General features: G+C 63.1%; 15 protein-coding genes. 7 read left to right on the top strand and 8 right to left on the bottom strand.

The features are described 5' to 3' along the window. Position 1 precedes the first annotated feature (1 nt). From MB818_RS07020 to MB818_RS07010, 3 genes are all read left to right on the top strand, one after another. Positions 2–268, top strand: coding sequence for a hypothetical protein (locus MB818_RS07020; protein WP_234144335.1), 267 nt, complete (start codon positions 2–4; stop codon positions 266–268). Positions 269–278: 10 nt separating this feature from the next. Then, positions 279–923: a DUF1523 family protein gene (locus tag MB818_RS07015; RefSeq protein WP_234138671.1), complete on the top strand. Its 645-nt coding sequence runs from the start codon at positions 279–281 to the stop codon at positions 921–923. Between the two features lie 125 nt (positions 924–1048). Continuing rightward, positions 1049–1417: a c-type cytochrome gene (locus tag MB818_RS07010; RefSeq protein ID WP_238904694.1), complete on the top strand. Its 369-nt coding sequence runs from the start codon at positions 1049–1051 to the stop codon at positions 1415–1417. A 6-nt stretch (positions 1418–1423) separates the two neighbouring features. On the opposite strand, the gene MB818_RS07005 is transcribed toward MB818_RS07010, so the two are convergent. Then, on the bottom strand, positions 1424–3001 hold the full coding sequence (locus tag MB818_RS07005) for a DUF5928 domain-containing protein (protein ID WP_234176720.1): 1578 nt from the start codon (positions 2999–3001) through the stop codon (positions 1424–1426). A 147-nt stretch (positions 3002–3148) separates the two neighbouring features. Between MB818_RS07005 and MB818_RS07000 the strand changes: the two genes are divergently transcribed. Beyond that, the gene (locus MB818_RS07000; protein WP_234138681.1) at positions 3149–3967 is read left to right on the top strand and encodes a sulfotransferase family protein; all 819 of its coding nucleotides are present in this window, start codon (positions 3149–3151) and stop codon (positions 3965–3967) included. A gap of 218 nt (positions 3968–4185) precedes the next feature. Here the strand turns inward: MB818_RS07000 and MB818_RS06995 are convergent, their stop codons facing one another. After that, complete coding sequence (locus MB818_RS06995) at positions 4186–5154, bottom strand: sodium-dependent bicarbonate transport family permease (RefSeq protein ID WP_234138684.1); 969 nt, start codon at positions 5152–5154, stop codon at positions 4186–4188. A 100-nt stretch (positions 5155–5254) separates the two neighbouring features. Here MB818_RS06995 and MB818_RS06990 point away from each other — a divergent pair, with 100 nt between their 5' ends. Continuing rightward, entirely contained in the window at positions 5255–6184 is a 930-nt protein-coding gene (locus MB818_RS06990; protein ID WP_238904558.1) for a hydrogen peroxide-inducible genes activator, read from the top strand. Between the two features lie 149 nt (positions 6185–6333). On the opposite strand, the gene ilvD is transcribed toward MB818_RS06990, so the two are convergent. Beyond that, complete coding sequence (ilvD, locus tag MB818_RS06985) at positions 6334–8166, bottom strand: dihydroxy-acid dehydratase (protein ID WP_238904555.1); 1833 nt, start codon at positions 8164–8166, stop codon at positions 6334–6336. Positions 8167–8345: 179 nt separating this feature from the next. Between ilvD and MB818_RS06980 the strand changes: the two genes are divergently transcribed. Further along, complete coding sequence (locus tag MB818_RS06980; protein WP_234163123.1) at positions 8346–8909, top strand: helix-turn-helix domain-containing protein; 564 nt, start codon at positions 8346–8348, stop codon at positions 8907–8909. Positions 8910–8924: 15 nt separating this feature from the next. Here MB818_RS06980 and MB818_RS06975 read toward each other — a convergent pair whose 3' ends face one another. Together MB818_RS06975 and MB818_RS06970 are read right to left on the bottom strand one after the other, a co-directional pair. Next, positions 8925–9692 carry an isocitrate lyase/PEP mutase family protein gene (locus tag MB818_RS06975; protein WP_238904552.1) on the bottom strand — a complete coding sequence of 256 codons (768 nt, stop codon included), beginning with the start codon at positions 9690–9692 and terminating at the stop codon, positions 8925–8927. Beyond that, positions 9689–10762 (bottom strand): bifunctional transcriptional activator/DNA repair enzyme AdaA, encoded by a 1074-nt coding sequence (locus tag MB818_RS06970; RefSeq protein ID WP_234163121.1) that lies wholly within the window; start codon positions 10760–10762, stop codon positions 9689–9691. Before MB818_RS06970 ends, MB818_RS06975 begins: the two co-directional genes overlap by 4 nt. A 163-nt stretch (positions 10763–10925) precedes the next feature. Between MB818_RS06970 and MB818_RS06965 the strand changes: the two genes are divergently transcribed. Next, positions 10926–11243, top strand: coding sequence for a DUF3775 domain-containing protein (locus tag MB818_RS06965; RefSeq protein WP_234138692.1), 318 nt, complete (start codon positions 10926–10928; stop codon positions 11241–11243). Between the two features lie 112 nt (positions 11244–11355). On the opposite strand, the gene MB818_RS06960 is transcribed toward MB818_RS06965, so the two are convergent. From MB818_RS06960 to MB818_RS06950, 3 genes are read right to left on the bottom strand one after another with little or no spacing between them, the layout of a single operon-like run. Further along, positions 11356–12498 carry a saccharopine dehydrogenase family protein gene (locus MB818_RS06960; protein WP_234176715.1) on the bottom strand — a complete coding sequence of 381 codons (1143 nt, stop codon included), beginning with the start codon at positions 12496–12498 and terminating at the stop codon, positions 11356–11358. 13 nt (positions 12499–12511) lie between these two features. Beyond that, positions 12512–12760 (bottom strand): SemiSWEET family sugar transporter, encoded by a 249-nt coding sequence (locus tag MB818_RS06955; RefSeq protein ID WP_234144326.1) that lies wholly within the window; start codon positions 12758–12760, stop codon positions 12512–12514. Beyond that, the gene (locus MB818_RS06950; RefSeq protein ID WP_238904550.1) at positions 12760–13812 is read right to left on the bottom strand and encodes a saccharopine dehydrogenase; all 1053 of its coding nucleotides are present in this window, start codon (positions 13810–13812) and stop codon (positions 12760–12762) included. The genes MB818_RS06955 and MB818_RS06950 overlap by 1 nt, the downstream gene beginning before the upstream one ends. Between the last annotated feature and the right edge of the window lie 13 nt (positions 13813–13825).

Raw genomic sequence — 13825 nt, 5'->3', positions numbered from 1 at the left:
CGTGTTCGGACTTCTCAGGCTTGTCGTTGTCCTGTTGGTGGTGCAGACGGTCGCCTATATCGGCCTGTCGCTCTATTCCCGGGCGGTGCGGCGCGGCAAGCTGGCGCGCTGGTGGGAGGAAAAGGGCAAGACCGGCGACAAGGAAGCCTTTGTCGCGCGCGGTCTCAGGGCCTATGACAAATCGTTTCGGCGCAAGCTGATCCTGGGGGTCTACTTCGTGCCCTGGGTGCTGATCGCAGTGCTGATCTATATCGTGAATTTCAAGTGAGGACCTGGCCATGCGCTATGTCAAATGGGTGATCATCGGGCTGTTCTGGCTCAGCGTCGCCGCCTTCCTGCACTATACGTTGCCGCAGCGCGACATCGTGCGCATCGTCAACACTTATGAGGAACGGCAAGAGCTGAACGACTGGACCCGCATCTTCTGGTCACGGCCCGACGACCAGTCGGTGGCGATCATCAACCGTGATGTCCAGTTCATCCAGGGGGTGACACCCGAAGGCCGACCGCGTGTCTATCGCAACGAGGATACCAGCTGGAGCTGGCCGCCCTATTTCAAGTTCGACACCGCCAATCTCTATACCGAGGCGAATGACGCGATTTCGTCAAAGGACAAACCTGAATGGGTAGCGGTCACCCATTACGGCTGGCGTAATGAATTCCTGTCGATCTTTCCCAACGCGGTCGCAATCAAGCCGGTTGCGGGGCCGGATGTCCGCCTGATCCCCTGGCTGAACATCATCATCCTGATCCTGCTGGCCGCGCTGGTCTGGGCGATCTGGGTACGCTGGCGGCGGTTCCGGCAGCGGCGCATCGATCCGGTGATCGAGGATGTCGAAGACAGCCTCTATGCGGCCGGCGAGGCGATCGAAGAGCGTCGGGGGCGGTTCCGGCGCTGGTTGGACAGCTGGAAATCGAAATAGAACTTCATGCTTGACCTTTCACCGGCTGGAACCTTCAGAAGCGGGTGAAAGTTCTTGGGGAGCATGAAGTGAATCGCGCTGTCATCATCAGTCTGGCCGTGGCCGTCGCCGTGGCGGCATATGTCCTGTATCCGCGATCAAAGGCGGTCGAACCGGTCGCCTCGAATACAGGGGTGGCGTTGGTGTCTGTGACCTTGCCTCAGAGCCTGTCAGAGAATGCGCAGATCGGTGCCCGGGTGTACGAGGCAAAATGTCTTGTCTGCCACGGTCCCAACGCAGAGGGGCAGGATGGGGTCGCACCGCCCTTGGTACACAAGATTTACGAGCCGTCCCATCATGGAGACGAGGCGTTTCAGCGCGCGGTTTCTCAAGGTGTGCGCGCGCATCACTGGCGGTTTGGGGATATGCCTCCGGTTCAGGGCCTTAGCCGGGCCGATGTTGCAATGATCATCAGCTATGTCCGAGAGCTTCAGATTGCCAATAGCATCCGCTGAGATGGTTCAATCGGCAAAAAGATGGTCGGTCTGGGTGATCCGCAACGCCTGATCCCAGGGGATCGACAGGAACTCGGCAACCTTGTCGGCGTTCTCTTCCGGGGTAGAGGTCTGGTGAACCCGGCCATATCGGGCAAAGCCGGCATCGCGGATGCGGTCGGCCTCGTATGTCATCTCGTTGCGGATGGTAGGCAGCAGTCTTTCTAGAGTCGCCCGGGGCGTGCGTTCGCCCGCAAGCCCCACCCGATAGGCGTGACCGATCAGGTAGTCGTCGGTGAACTGGCAGTCGACCTCCAGCATGCGAGTCACCGAACGGTCCGAGAAGAAGTCGTGCATCAGTTCCAGGTTCGACGGGTCTAGGCAGATTACCAGCCGGTCGGTCTCGAAATATTCAAACAACATCCGCATCAGGGCGCGACGGTGGCGAGTGCGCTTTTCCAACGTCGCCTGTATGCCGCCCAGATCGGGCAGCGGAGTGCTTTCTTCGTTGAAGAGATACTCGATCGCCGGCACGTTCGTAACCTGTCGGATCTTTTCCAGCAGCCGTTTAGCCACGTGCCACTTCTTGCAAACCAAGATCATCAATTCGCGCTCGCGGCCCAGTGTGCTTTCGGTCTCCCAGAACCGCATTGCGAACCGGCGTCCGATACGACCGCGCCCTGTCAGGAACTTGTACAGGTTGCGCCCTTCGTTGGAGATCTGAAATTGAACACCATGCGTGGCATAGAGACGGCCCAACCGCGCCTTCAGCTCCTTTGCCTCGGGGCTGATTTTGCGGGCAAAGAGGAAATCCTGACTCAAGAGCAGGTCGTAATGGTCGTTATAGAAACTGACCGGCATCCCGTAATCCGAGAACATCAGAAAGGTCAGCGTGCGTGGATCGATCTCGCGTTCCGGGATCAAGTGGCGGACCAAGGTCTGGAAAAAGGTCTCATCCGGTATCCAGGTGGTAGCAAAAAACCGCATCACGTCGCTGCGCTCGCGGGTGAAATCGAGGATCCATTCGATCGTACGACGGCGTAGGCACCACCATTGACTGCCGATCATGACCTGGATGTCGCTCGGGATCTCGCGGGTCAGGCCAAATCGTTTCTGCGCCTCGAACATAGCGTAGAAAAGGCGTTTCTGGGTACGCTCGTTGAACCAGTGGCGATAGATCAACCGCTCTTCCTTCCAGCCAGTCTTGATCCAGTCGCTTTCGAAATAGTCGAAACTTTCGATGTAATCCTTGTCCTCAGCATCCAGAAAGCTGTGGGCGTATTCGGCGGTCTTGATGGCCATGCAGTCGCCCGACAGCATGTAGAAATGGGTGGCGCGCGGGAAATCCTCGACCGCGGCCTCGATCGCGTTCAACGTCGCCTGCACCAGAGACCATTCTCCCCAACCGCACTTGATGCGGCGCCGGGCAAAGGTGACGTTTGGATTGTCGGCCAACGCCGAACGGATTCGGGCAAAATCGGTCTTGCGCGCGCGGGCGTCGAAATGGATCGACATATAGTCGCCAGCGGCGGTCAGCCGCTCAGCCTGCATGATGATCGCATCCGGATCCTTGTGACACAGGAGAATATAGGCGATTTTTGCCATATCGGAAACGATCAATCCCTGTTTCTGCTCGTTGTCTACCCTGTTAACGTTGAAGGCCGATTGAATAAACAGAGTTTTTTTGATTTTTTGGTGCGCAAAGACGCCTGAAGCCAGACTAAGGCGGAACAGGCAAAGGAGGCAAGGCAGATGGGTTTTCCCGGCACTTGGATGACGGAAAGTGAAAGCGTGGTCTACCGGGTGGTGCCGAAATGCGCCTGCTCGACCATCGGACAAATCATGTACTACTCGGATCATGGCGCGTTCTTCGATGGCGACATCCACGATGCGCAGTCCGGGTTGCACAAATGGGCACTTGAGGCCAGCCAGGGGCCGATCACCCGCAATGTAAAGGCGCACAGGTCCTATTCCTTCACCTGCGTGCGCAATCCCTATACCCGTATCCTCAGTTCGTTCTTCGACAAGATCTGCGGCATCCAGCGCAACGGCAAGCGCTATCGCGGCAATCTGGTGCCGATGCTGGTCTATAAATACGGTGTCGAGGTCGGTGGCGAGGACGGCAAACAGGAGTTTGACCAGATCGCCAGTTTCCGCCGGTTCCTGCTGTTCGCACGCGACACCATCCGCTGGCGGCGGCCGATGGACCCGGATATTCACTGGTCGGCCATGTCGGGCCATATCTCGACCTTCATCTGCAACGGTGGGCGCTACGACAAGATCTTCTGGACCGAGGCGTTCAACGACGGCATGCAGGAGGTGCTCGATAATATCGAGACGCCGCACAAGGTCAGGCTCGACAAGATCCCCCGCTTCAACGAGAGTGAGGGGCACGGACCGAAACGGCTGCATCCGGTCGAGGATTACTTCGACGATCTGTCGAAACACCTGGTCTATGAAATCTACAAGCGCGATTTCGACCTGTTCAAATACGATTTCGAGAACCCGGCCAACAAGATGCCAATCGACGAGATCGACCTGGACGAGGTGCACGCCAAGCTGGGCGAATAGGGCGTCGACCACGACCCCGCCCAGTTGCGCAGGGTTCTATCCGCGGTGCAGGTTGCTGGCGCCCGATCTATTGCGTTCACGGTCTGCTGTCCTGTGACAATGGCCTCGAAGAGCTGTCCTGCGAGATAGCCAATGCGAAAAGCGAGCGGGTCGTGACCGCCTTGACGGGGCGGACACCGCTGTTCAGCCAAAGTCGGAACAGCGGTGCCCGATATGGGTCAGTTGACCCCGGCCAGCCACAAATAAAGCGGCAGGCCCAGCGTGACGTTGAAGGGAAAGGTCACCCCCAGCGAAAGCGTCAGATAGACACCGCTTTCGGCGCGGGGCAGAGCGATCCGCATCGCGGCGGGCACCGCGATATACGAGGCCGAGGCCGCCAGCACCATCAGCAGGAACAGGCCGCCCGGCGAGAGCGGGATCAGCTGCCCGAGGCCGAGTGCCAGAAGACTGGACAGGACCGGCATCAGCAGACCGAAGGCAAACAGACCCGGTGTCAGCAGCGCCCGGTTGCGCAGCAGGCTGCGTCCGGCGGACAGGCCCATGTCCAGCAGGAAAAGGCAGAGCACACCGGTGAACGGGGTGACGATGAAGGGGGCGATGGTCTCCATCCCGTCGCCGCCGGTGGCCGCGCCGATGACAAAGGCGCCCAGCAGTAGAACGATGGACCCATTGGCCAGCAGGTCGCGCCACAGGTGATCGGTGCCTTCGGTCCGGGCGCCGCCCCGATGCGCCAGCCACAGCGCCGACAGGATCGCGGGCACCTCCATCGCGGCGGCCACCGCGATCATGTAGCCCTCGTAGCTGTAGCCGCCCAGCTCCAGCAGGCTGGTGGCGGTAACAAAGGTGACGATCGAGATCGACCCGTAATGCCCCGCCACGGCGGCGGCGTTCATCGGGTCGAGCCGGGTCATCGCCCGCAACAGCAGATAGGCGGCAAAGGGCAGCGCAAAGGACAATGCGACACCGGCACCGATGGCCGCGAAGAGGTCGGCGTGAATGCCATGCTCCGCCAAGCTGGCACCGCCTTTGAAGCCGATGGCCATCAGCAGATAGATCGACATCAGCTTGGCCGCGCCTTCGGGGATCGACAGGTCGCTTCGGGCGAAGGCGGCGATCAGGCCGAGGGCGAAAAACAGGATGGTGGGGGTCATGAGATTGACGGTCAGGCTATCGAGGATCAGAGGCATGAGAAGTCCTTGGTTTCGTGCGTTCGCGTCTCATCGCTTGCCTTCACGGATAAGGCCAATACATGATGTCAGTGGTATTCATAGTTTTAGGCTATCTGTCATGCGCCCCTCTCTGCGTCAGCTCGAATACATCGTCGCCGTTGACCGGCTGGGCCGGTTCGGCCTTGCTGCGTCGGCGCTGAATGTCAGTCAGCCGAGCCTTTCGGCCCAGATCGCCGAGGTCGAGGCCGAGCTTGGCCTGCGGCTGTTCCATCGCAGCCGTACGGGCGTGGTTGCGACGGCGCAGGGGGCAGAGCTGATCCGCCGCGCCCGACGTATCCTGCGCGAGATGGAGGACCTGCGCGCCGCTGCGTCGGGTGGGGTTCCCTTTGGTGGGCGGTTGCGGCTGGGCGTGCTGCCCTCGATCGGCCCCTATCTGTTACCCGGTGTGGTCAGCGCCCTGCATCGCAACCACCCCGAATTGCGTATCCTGGTGCGTGAGGAAAGCACCCAATGGCTGGAGCAGGGGCTGAAGGCCGGGCGGTTCGATCTGATCATCTCGACGCCCGAGGATCATCCCGGCACGGTGCAGACACGGCTGTTTTCCGAGCGGCTCTGGATCGCTGTGGCCCGCGATGATGCGCTGGCGCGCGATGTGGGTCCTGTGCGCGCGAATGATCTGCGCGGGCGGATGTTCCTGACGCTTGATCGGGGTCACCGCCTGTCGCGCATCGTCTATGCGCTGGCCTCAGAGTGCGGCGGCGTGGTGTCCGAGGAATACGAGGGCACCAGCCTGGACGGTATCCGGCTGATGGCGGCCTCGGGCGCAGGGGTGGCGATCCTGCCCGAGGTCTATGTGCGCCGGCAGGGAGAGGCCGGGCATGAAACGGTGTTGCGCCCCCTGGTGGCGGCGCAGGCAAGCCGGGACATTGCGCTGCTGCAACTGGGTGGCGGCGAGGAAATGGCCGGCACCGGCCTGATCGCAGGCGCCTTGCGGCAGGGTGCAGAGGCCTTGGGGATCGCGGGGGTTCGGGCAGGGGAGGAAACCTGAGAACGGGGCCCTCCCGCCCGTCGTCGATGATTCTGGCGAAACATCTCCTCCCGTTGGGCCGGGCGCCGCGCTAGTGGCGCGGCGCCCGGATCGCCAGTTTGCGGGCGAGGATGCCCGTCAGGGCGGACCGAGCCGCCCCTTGAGCCAGATCAGACCTGACGCACCGCGCCCTTGGCGGCGCTGGTGGTCAGCTTGGCATAGGCCTTGAGCGCGGTCGACACCTTGCGCTTGCGCGGTTTGGCCGGGTGCCAGCCCTTGGCCTCTTGCGCGGCGCGGCGCGCGGCCAGAACCTCGTCCGAGACCGCCAGATGAATGCGGCGGTTGGGAATGTCGATCTCGATACGGTCACCATCTTCGACCAGACCGATGGTGCCTCCCTCGGCCGCCTCTGGCGAGACGTGGCCGATGGACAGCCCCGAGGTGCCGCCCGAGAAGCGTCCGTCGGTCAGCAGCGCGCAGGCTTTGCCCAGCCCCTTCGACTTCAGATAGGAGGTCGGATAGAGCATCTCTTGCATGCCCGGTCCGCCGCGCGGCCCCTCATAACGGATCACCACCACGTCGCCTTCCTTGACCTTGCCGGTCAGGATGTTGTTGACCGCATCATCCTGGCTCTCGCAGACATGGGCGGTGCCGGTGAATTGCAGGATCGACGCGTCCACACCGGCGGTTTTCACGATACAGCCGTCCTCGGCGATATTGCCGAACAGGACCGCAAGCCCGCCATCCTGGCTGAAGGCATGCTCTTTGGAGCGGATCACGCCGCTTTCGCGATCGGTATCCAGCTCCTTGTAACGGTTCGACTGGCTAAAGGCCTGGGTGGTACGCACGCCGCCGGGCGCGGCCTTGAACAGGCTCTCGGCCTCGGGGTTGTTGGCGACCTTGATATCCCATTTCGCAATTGCCTCGCCCATCGAGGCCGAATGTACCGTGCCGCAGCCGTCATGCAGCAGCCCGGCGCGGCTCAGCTCTCCCAGGATCGAGAAGATGCCGCCCGCGCGGTGCACATCCTCCATATGGACGTTTGCGGTATTGGGCGCGACCTTGCATAGGCAGGGCACCTTGCGGCTGAGCCGGTCCATGTCGGACATGGTGAAATCCACCTCGCCCTCATGGGCGATGGCCAGAAGGTGCAGCACGGTATTGGTCGAGCCGCCCATGGCGATATCCAGGCTCATCGCGTTTTCAAACGCCTCGAACGTCGCGATTTCGCGCGGCAGCAGGCCCTTCTCTTCGCCCTCGTAATGGCGTTTGGTGATCTCGACGATGCGGCGACCGGCTTCGAGGAACAGCGCCTTGCGGTCCGAATGGGTGGCGAGCGTCGAGCCATTGCCCGGCAGCGCCAGCCCCAGCGCCTCGGCCAGGCAGTTCATCGAGTTGGCGGTGAACATGCCCGAACAGGATCCGCAGGTGGGGCAGGCGTTTTCCTCGATATGCTGCACCTGTTCGTCGGTGAACTTGTCATTGGCGGCGGCGACCATGGCGTCGACCAGGTCGATCTTGGTCATTTCCAGATCGGCGATGTCGATCTTGCCCGCCTCCATCGGCCCGCCCGAGACAAAGATGCAGGGAATGTTGAGCCGCATCGCCGCCATCAGCATGCCGGGCGTGATCTTGTCGCAGTTCGAGATACAGACCATCGCGTCGGCGCAATGGGCGTTGACCATGTATTCGACGCTGTCGGCGATGACCTCGCGCGAAGGCAGCGAATAGAGCATGCCGTCATGACCCATGGCGATGCCATCATCCACCGCGATGGTGTTGAATTCCTTGGCGACACCGCCTGCGGCCTCGACCTCGCGGGCGACCATCTGGCCCAGGTCCTTCAGGTGCACATGTCCCGGCACGAACTGGGTGAAGGAATTGACGATGGCGATGATCGGCTTGCCGAAATCGCTGTCGGTCATGCCGGTCGCGCGCCAGAGCCCGCGCGCGCCCGCCATGTTGCGTCCATGGGTCGAGGTTCTGGATCGGTACATTGGCATCTTGCTGTTTCCCTATTGCCCGCAGCGGGCGGTTGATCTCTGAGGACGCGGTTGGAGGCGCCGGTTGGTTTTCGCCTTGTCCGGCCCCAGCCAGGCCCTTGTTTGCCAGGGGCGGACGTTATAGCGTACGCTACAGCATGGACGTTATAACGCACAAGAGAATTCGCGGGGCAAAAGGCATGCAGCCGGAAGAAATTACCCTGAAACTGCGCGAGGTGCGGGCCGCGGCGGGACTGAGCCTTGCCAAGGTGGCCGAGCTGACCGGCGTCAGCAAGGCGATGCTGGGACAGATCGAGCGTGGCGAATCGAGCCCGACCATCGCCACGCTGTGGAAGATCGCCAAAGGGTTCCAGATGCCGCTGAGCGCGCTCATCGGCCCTGCCGCGCTGCGGGATCCGAACGATGCGCGGCTCTTTCGCACCGTGACCTTTCCCGGCAGTATCGAGGTCAAGATCGTGTTTCCCTTTGACCCGCTCTTGGGGGCCGAGACCTTTCATGTCGCCTTGAAACCCGATCAATGCCACCAAAGCGCCGCCCATGCTGCCGGTGTCACCGAAGAGGTGTTCATCTTGCAGGGTACGCTGGAGGTTCTGCGCGAAGGAGATTGGGTGCCCTTGGGCGCGGGGCAAGGCCTGCGCTTTGCCGCCGACCTGCCGCATGGCTATCGGGCCGGGCCCGAGGGCGCGGCCTTTCTGAACATGCACCACTATCCGCGCGAAAGACCGGTCCCGGCTTCGGGCTGAGCCCGTTTGGCCAAGCTAGAGCGTCAAGGCGGCCTCTGCCGCGCGGGTCAGTTCTGCCATGGCCATGATCCATGGGGCGGGGCCGTGGCTGATGCGGGCCACGCCCAAGCCCGCCAGGCGGGCGTGCTCGGGGGCCTTTCCGGTCTGCATGATGTTGACGGGCAGCGAGGTAGCGGCGCAGATCTCTCCGATCAGGTCTGGCGTGACCAGTCCGGGCAGGAACAGCCCGTCCGCGCCTGCGTCGCCATAAGCGCGCGCGCGGGTCAACGCCTCTTGCACGAGGGCTGGATGATCCTCGGGCGCGCTGCCCTGAAAGAACACGTCCGAACGGGCATTGATGAAGAGCGGAACCCCGGTCGCCTCGGCGGCCTTGCGCAGGGTTGTCAGGCGCGCGACCTGCTCGGGCAAGGGCAGCAGGCCCTGTTCACCAATGACGCGATCCTCGAAATTCACCCCGACCGCGCCGGCGGCGATCACCCGTTCCGTATTGGTGGCCAGATCACCGGGGCGACTGGCAAAACCCGCCTCGAAATCGAAACTGACCGGCAATTCGACGCTTCGTGTTATCCGCGCCAGGATTTGCAGCGCGAATTCCAGCGGCATCTGCTGTCCGTCGGCATAGCCCTGAGCGGCCGCCAGTGACCAACTGCCGGTGGCAATGGCGCGCGCACCCGCCTTGGCAATGGCCCGCGCGCTGCCTGCATCCCAGGCGTTGTAGAGGATGAGCGGTTGCCCGGGCCGGTGCATCGCGGCAAAGGATTGGGCAAGGGCGATCTGGTTCATGCGCATGTCCTTTCGGTCTGGGCATAGGCCCGTTCAAGCTCGATCAGGCGCTGTTTGCGCCACAGGCCACCACCATATCCGGTAAGCGCCCCGTCCGCGCCCAGAACGCGGTGACAGGGGATCACGATAGCGATCTGGTTGGCGCCATTGGCGCGTGCCACCGCGCGAACCGCCTGGGGACGGCCCAACCGGCGGGCCAGCTCGGAATAGGAGATTGTGCTGCCGGCGGGCAGCGTCTGCAAGGCCTGCCAGACGCTGCGGGTAAAGGGCGTGCCGTGCAGGGCAAGATCCAGGGTGAACCGGGCGCGTTGCCCTGCCAGGAACTCGGTCAGTTGTGCCTGGGCCAGGTCGATGGGTGGCAATCGACCAAAGCCCAGATCGCCCTTGCAACTGGCGTGCAGGCGCTTCAGCTCGGTTGGCAGGGCCTTGCGATCGGCGAATTCCAGCAGGTGCAACCGGGTACGGTCGCTGACCGCGATCATCACGCCCAGGGGGGTGTCGAACCAGTCGGCCCGGAGCATTGCATTGGCGCGAAAGCTGCCCGGTGGCAGGCCAAGATGCCGTGCAAAGGCCGCGCGAAAGGCGGCGGGCGACTCGTATCCGGCCTCGATTTGCGCATCGATCACACGCCCCCCATCTGCCAGCGTGGTCAGCCCTGCCTGCAACCGTGCCTGCCGCGCCATGTCGAGAAAGGTCTGGCCGAACTGCCGCTTGAAACTGCGCCGAACGGTCGACGGGTCGAGGCCCATCTCGGTCAGATCCCCCTCGGTCCAGCGTCGCGTCGGGTCGGTCTCGAGCGCGGTGAGCAGGCGGGCTACCAAAGGGTCGCCCGCACCCTCGGGCCGCAGCGGGCGGCACCGCAGGCAAGGGCGGTATCCGGCGGCGAGACAGGCCGCCACCGTGGGCAGGAAGCGACAATTCTCACGCTTTGGTTTGCGCGCCGGGCAGGTCAGCCGACAGAAGATGCCGGTAGAGGTAACGCCAACATAGGCGCGACCGTCCCAGGCGGGATTGCGCGCCGTGAGCGCGGAGTAAAGCGTGTCGTCGTCGGGCAGGAGCAGATCGGTCATGTTCCGAACCTAACGCAAGAGCTGCGCCGGGGTCGCCGGAAATCGGGCGCCTATTACAATTCTCTCGTGCCATCTGGCGCGCGGCCGAGTTTGCGTAAGATCAAAGACGCGATGGCCGTTGCCTGTTTGATGGAAACAGGACACGCGAACAGGAGTTGGCAGAATGTTGGAGATTTCCGCACGCAAGGTGGCGCAGGTGGCGATGATGGCGCGCGAGCTGGATCGGGCCGAGGGCGAATTGCGCGCCTTTATCGACCGGATGAGCGAGGACGAACAGGCCGAGTTGGTCGCGATCATGTGGATCGGACGCGGCAGTTTCGAGGCCGAGGAACTGGGGGAGGCGATCGAGACCGCCAAGGCCGAGGCAACCACCCCCTGCGCCGACTATCTACTGGGCTCGCCGCATCTGTCGGATCATCTGGAAAACGGGCTGGATGCACTGGGCATCTCGGCAGAGGATGTGGAAAACGATCTGATGTAGGATTTGGCCGAGGGGGGCGGGGGCTCTGCCCCCGGCCTACAAAATTCGTCGAATTTTGTAGGCTCCCCCGGAGTATTTGCAGCGGAATGAAGGGGCAGGTTCGGTGCCCTTGTCAGTTGGTATGATCCACGATTTGCAGGTGCTGGGCCAGTTTGCCCACTTCGCCCATCCAGCGCGCCAGCAGTTTTGGATCGCTGGAGGCGGCCTGGACGCCAGCGGGGATTTCCCGGTTCAGAACCGCCTCGACCGCCAGAGAGACCGGGATCGAGACCAGCCGCGCCATGGCAGTGCCGCGCGCGTCGCCCCAGGCATCCATCACATAGGATTTGTGCCAGACCTCGCGCCCGTCCTTCTCGGCCTTGAGGCCGACGCAGAGAACGACCCGGTCCGGTTCACCCTCGTCATAGGCGTTCTCGGACCAGAACTGGTCGGACATCTGCTTGAGCCGCGCGTCGCCCTCGGGGCCTTTCAGCGTCTCGATTTCACGAAACACATCGCCCCAGGCGTCGGCCCAACCATTCAGCCGCAGGGTGCCGCGCACGAATTCCTTGACCGGCCAATGCTCCTCGAAATGGTACTGTGCCATGAATGGCAGCGAGTCGCGGTTGGGATAGACCTCGAAGCTTTCGGGCGTGGGCAGCGGCGCGGTGTAGCTGCTGATCGCATCCCAGGGCCGCGTCACATCCAGAGGGGCATAGTCGCGGATCGAGCGCGAGGGCGAGCGCAGTGCCTTCAGCACGCCAAGCGGCGACCAGCTGAACTTGTAGCGGAAGGGGTTGGGGTGTTTCGGGATACCACCGCAATAGGAGATGAAGCTGAGATCGTTCTGGGCGTCGAACGCGTCAGAGGCGCGGTAATCGGCCACCAGCTCATGCGCCATCAAATGGTCGATGCCGGGATCAAGGCCGATCTCGTTTACCAGGCTCACACCAGCGGCGCGGGCGCGGTCGTCCAGCGCGCGCATCTCGGGCGCGATGTACGACGACGAGACGAAATGCGCACCCTTGGCGATCGCAAGTTCGGCCAGTGGCACGTGCCAGTCGCCCGGCAGCATCGAGACCACAACATCGCCCTTGGCCAGCACCGCGCCCAATGCGTCGATGTCGAAGGCGCGGATGTCGTCGGTCAAGTCGCCCAGCTCGGCACGGGCTTTTTCGACGGTCCGGTTCCAGACGGTGACGGGATGGCCCGCCTCGATCAGGCGGCGCAGGCCGGGAATGGCCGACAGGCCGGTGCCACACCAATGGATGGTCATGAGGGTATCTCCCTTATCCGAATTTCAACTTGGCGGTGATGATCGACAGAACGATCACCGCGGCGCAGGCATTGGCGACGATCAACGGCAAGTCGCCGACCATCAGCCCATAGAGCAACCAAAGCGACACTGTCATCAGAAACAGCAGGTTCGACGGCAGCGACAGACCGGCGGTGTTGCGGCTGGACCAGGCTTTCCAGGCCTGCGGGATCCAGCAGATGGTGCCCAGTGTGCCGGCAAGAAAACCGAGATAGATTTCCATCACCCCTCCAGATGGTCAAGGAATGTGGCCCGTGCCCGGCCCCAGACCCCTGCATCCAGGTCAGTCAGCGTCAGTAGCGAGGGCAGGAGTTGCGCGGCATAGTCCTGGCTGCTTTCGACTGGCAGCATCGAGGGCAGGTTGTCGATCGCCATCACGTCAAGCACCGGGTCCTCGGCCACGCGCAGCACCGGCGCGTCCCAGCTGGTGGCGCGATCATAGACCGGCACCGGGTTGTAATCGCTGTCGGGGTCGCAGGCCACGTCGCCGATGGCGGTCAGGGCGCGCGGGGCGCTCAGCGCCTCGTGCGGCACAAAGACCGGCGTGCCGGGGCGGGCGAAAATGCAGTTGAGAAAGATGTCATGAGCGAGGAGCTCGGGGAACGGCCCGCCGCTGGCGGTTTCGGCCATGTCCCATTTGGTGACCTCGACCCCCATCGCGGTGCAGAGATCAGCCGCACCGGTGCCGACCCGGCCCAGCGCGCCGATCACGATGGCACGGGGACGCGGGGCGCCGGTGGCGTCGAGTTCTGCGGCAAGTGCTGCGTTCAGCGCGTCCTTGCTGGCATAGACGCCCACCGGGCCGCAGATGCCGCCCTGCTGCTGCGCGGCCCAGGCCTTGAGCGTGACCGCCGCCCCTGCATAACCCGCCCAATAGCCGAATGCCGCGACCCGGCGGCCGGTCTCGTCCACCAGGTATTCCAGGTCATAAAGCGTGCCGCCCCCGGCCTTGAACCGTTCCAGCAACCGGCGGCCGGAATGCTGCCCCTTGAAGGCATGGCCGAACATGATGTGGCGATGCGGCAGCGGCGTGCCGTCCTCGGGCAATTCCTTGAGCCCAAAGATGATGGCGTCGCTCGGGGCATCCGGCCAGCTGTTCTCGGGCGCAATTTCGCAGCCCGCGTCGCGGTAGCCGCCCAGCGGAATCGCGCGGACCGAGCTTTCCTCGACCGTGACCCGGAGACCGGCGGCGATCAGGGCGGCAGCGCCATCGGGGGTCAGGCCGACCCGTTCCTCGTTGGGGCGCTGTTCGGCCCGGACCCAGAGATGCGTCATGTCTTGTCCTTTG

The sequence above is a fragment of the Ruegeria alba genome, from assembly GCF_022321465.1.
In the GTDB taxonomy this organism is placed as follows: Bacteria; Pseudomonadota; Alphaproteobacteria; order Rhodobacterales; family Rhodobacteraceae; genus Ruegeria_B; species Ruegeria_B alba.
Note: the sequence above shows the minus strand (reverse complement) of the source record. Positions and strands in the feature narration are given on the sequence as shown.

Excerpts from the sequence above, each read along its gene's own strand:
- MB818_RS07015 (WP_234138671.1), top strand. The coding sequence starts at position 279 with ATGCGCTATGTCAAATGGGTGATCATCGGGCTGTTCTGGCTCAGCGTC.
- MB818_RS07005 (WP_234176720.1), bottom strand. The coding sequence starts at position 3,001 with ATGGCAAAAATCGCCTATATTCTCCTGTGTCACAAGGATCCGGATGCG.
- MB818_RS07000 (WP_234138681.1), top strand. The coding sequence starts at position 3,149 with ATGGGTTTTCCCGGCACTTGGATGACGGAAAGTGAAAGCGTGGTCTAC.
- MB818_RS06995 (WP_234138684.1), bottom strand. The coding sequence starts at position 5,154 with ATGCCTCTGATCCTCGATAGCCTGACCGTCAATCTCATGACCCCCACC.
- MB818_RS06990 (WP_238904558.1), top strand. The coding sequence starts at position 5,255 with ATGCGCCCCTCTCTGCGTCAGCTCGAATACATCGTCGCCGTTGACCGG.
- ilvD (WP_238904555.1), bottom strand. The coding sequence starts at position 8,166 with ATGCCAATGTACCGATCCAGAACCTCGACCCATGGACGCAACATGGCG.
- MB818_RS06980 (WP_234163123.1), top strand. The coding sequence starts at position 8,346 with ATGCAGCCGGAAGAAATTACCCTGAAACTGCGCGAGGTGCGGGCCGCG.
- MB818_RS06975 (WP_238904552.1), bottom strand. The coding sequence starts at position 9,692 with ATGAACCAGATCGCCCTTGCCCAATCCTTTGCCGCGATGCACCGGCCC.
- MB818_RS06970 (WP_234163121.1), bottom strand. The coding sequence starts at position 10,762 with ATGACCGATCTGCTCCTGCCCGACGACGACACGCTTTACTCCGCGCTC.
- MB818_RS06965 (WP_234138692.1), top strand. The coding sequence starts at position 10,926 with ATGTTGGAGATTTCCGCACGCAAGGTGGCGCAGGTGGCGATGATGGCG.
- MB818_RS06960 (WP_234176715.1), bottom strand. The coding sequence starts at position 12,498 with ATGACCATCCATTGGTGTGGCACCGGCCTGTCGGCCATTCCCGGCCTG.
- MB818_RS06955 (WP_234144326.1), bottom strand. The coding sequence starts at position 12,760 with ATGGAAATCTATCTCGGTTTTCTTGCCGGCACACTGGGCACCATCTGC.
- MB818_RS06950 (WP_238904550.1), bottom strand. The coding sequence starts at position 13,812 with ATGACGCATCTCTGGGTCCGGGCCGAACAGCGCCCCAACGAGGAACGG.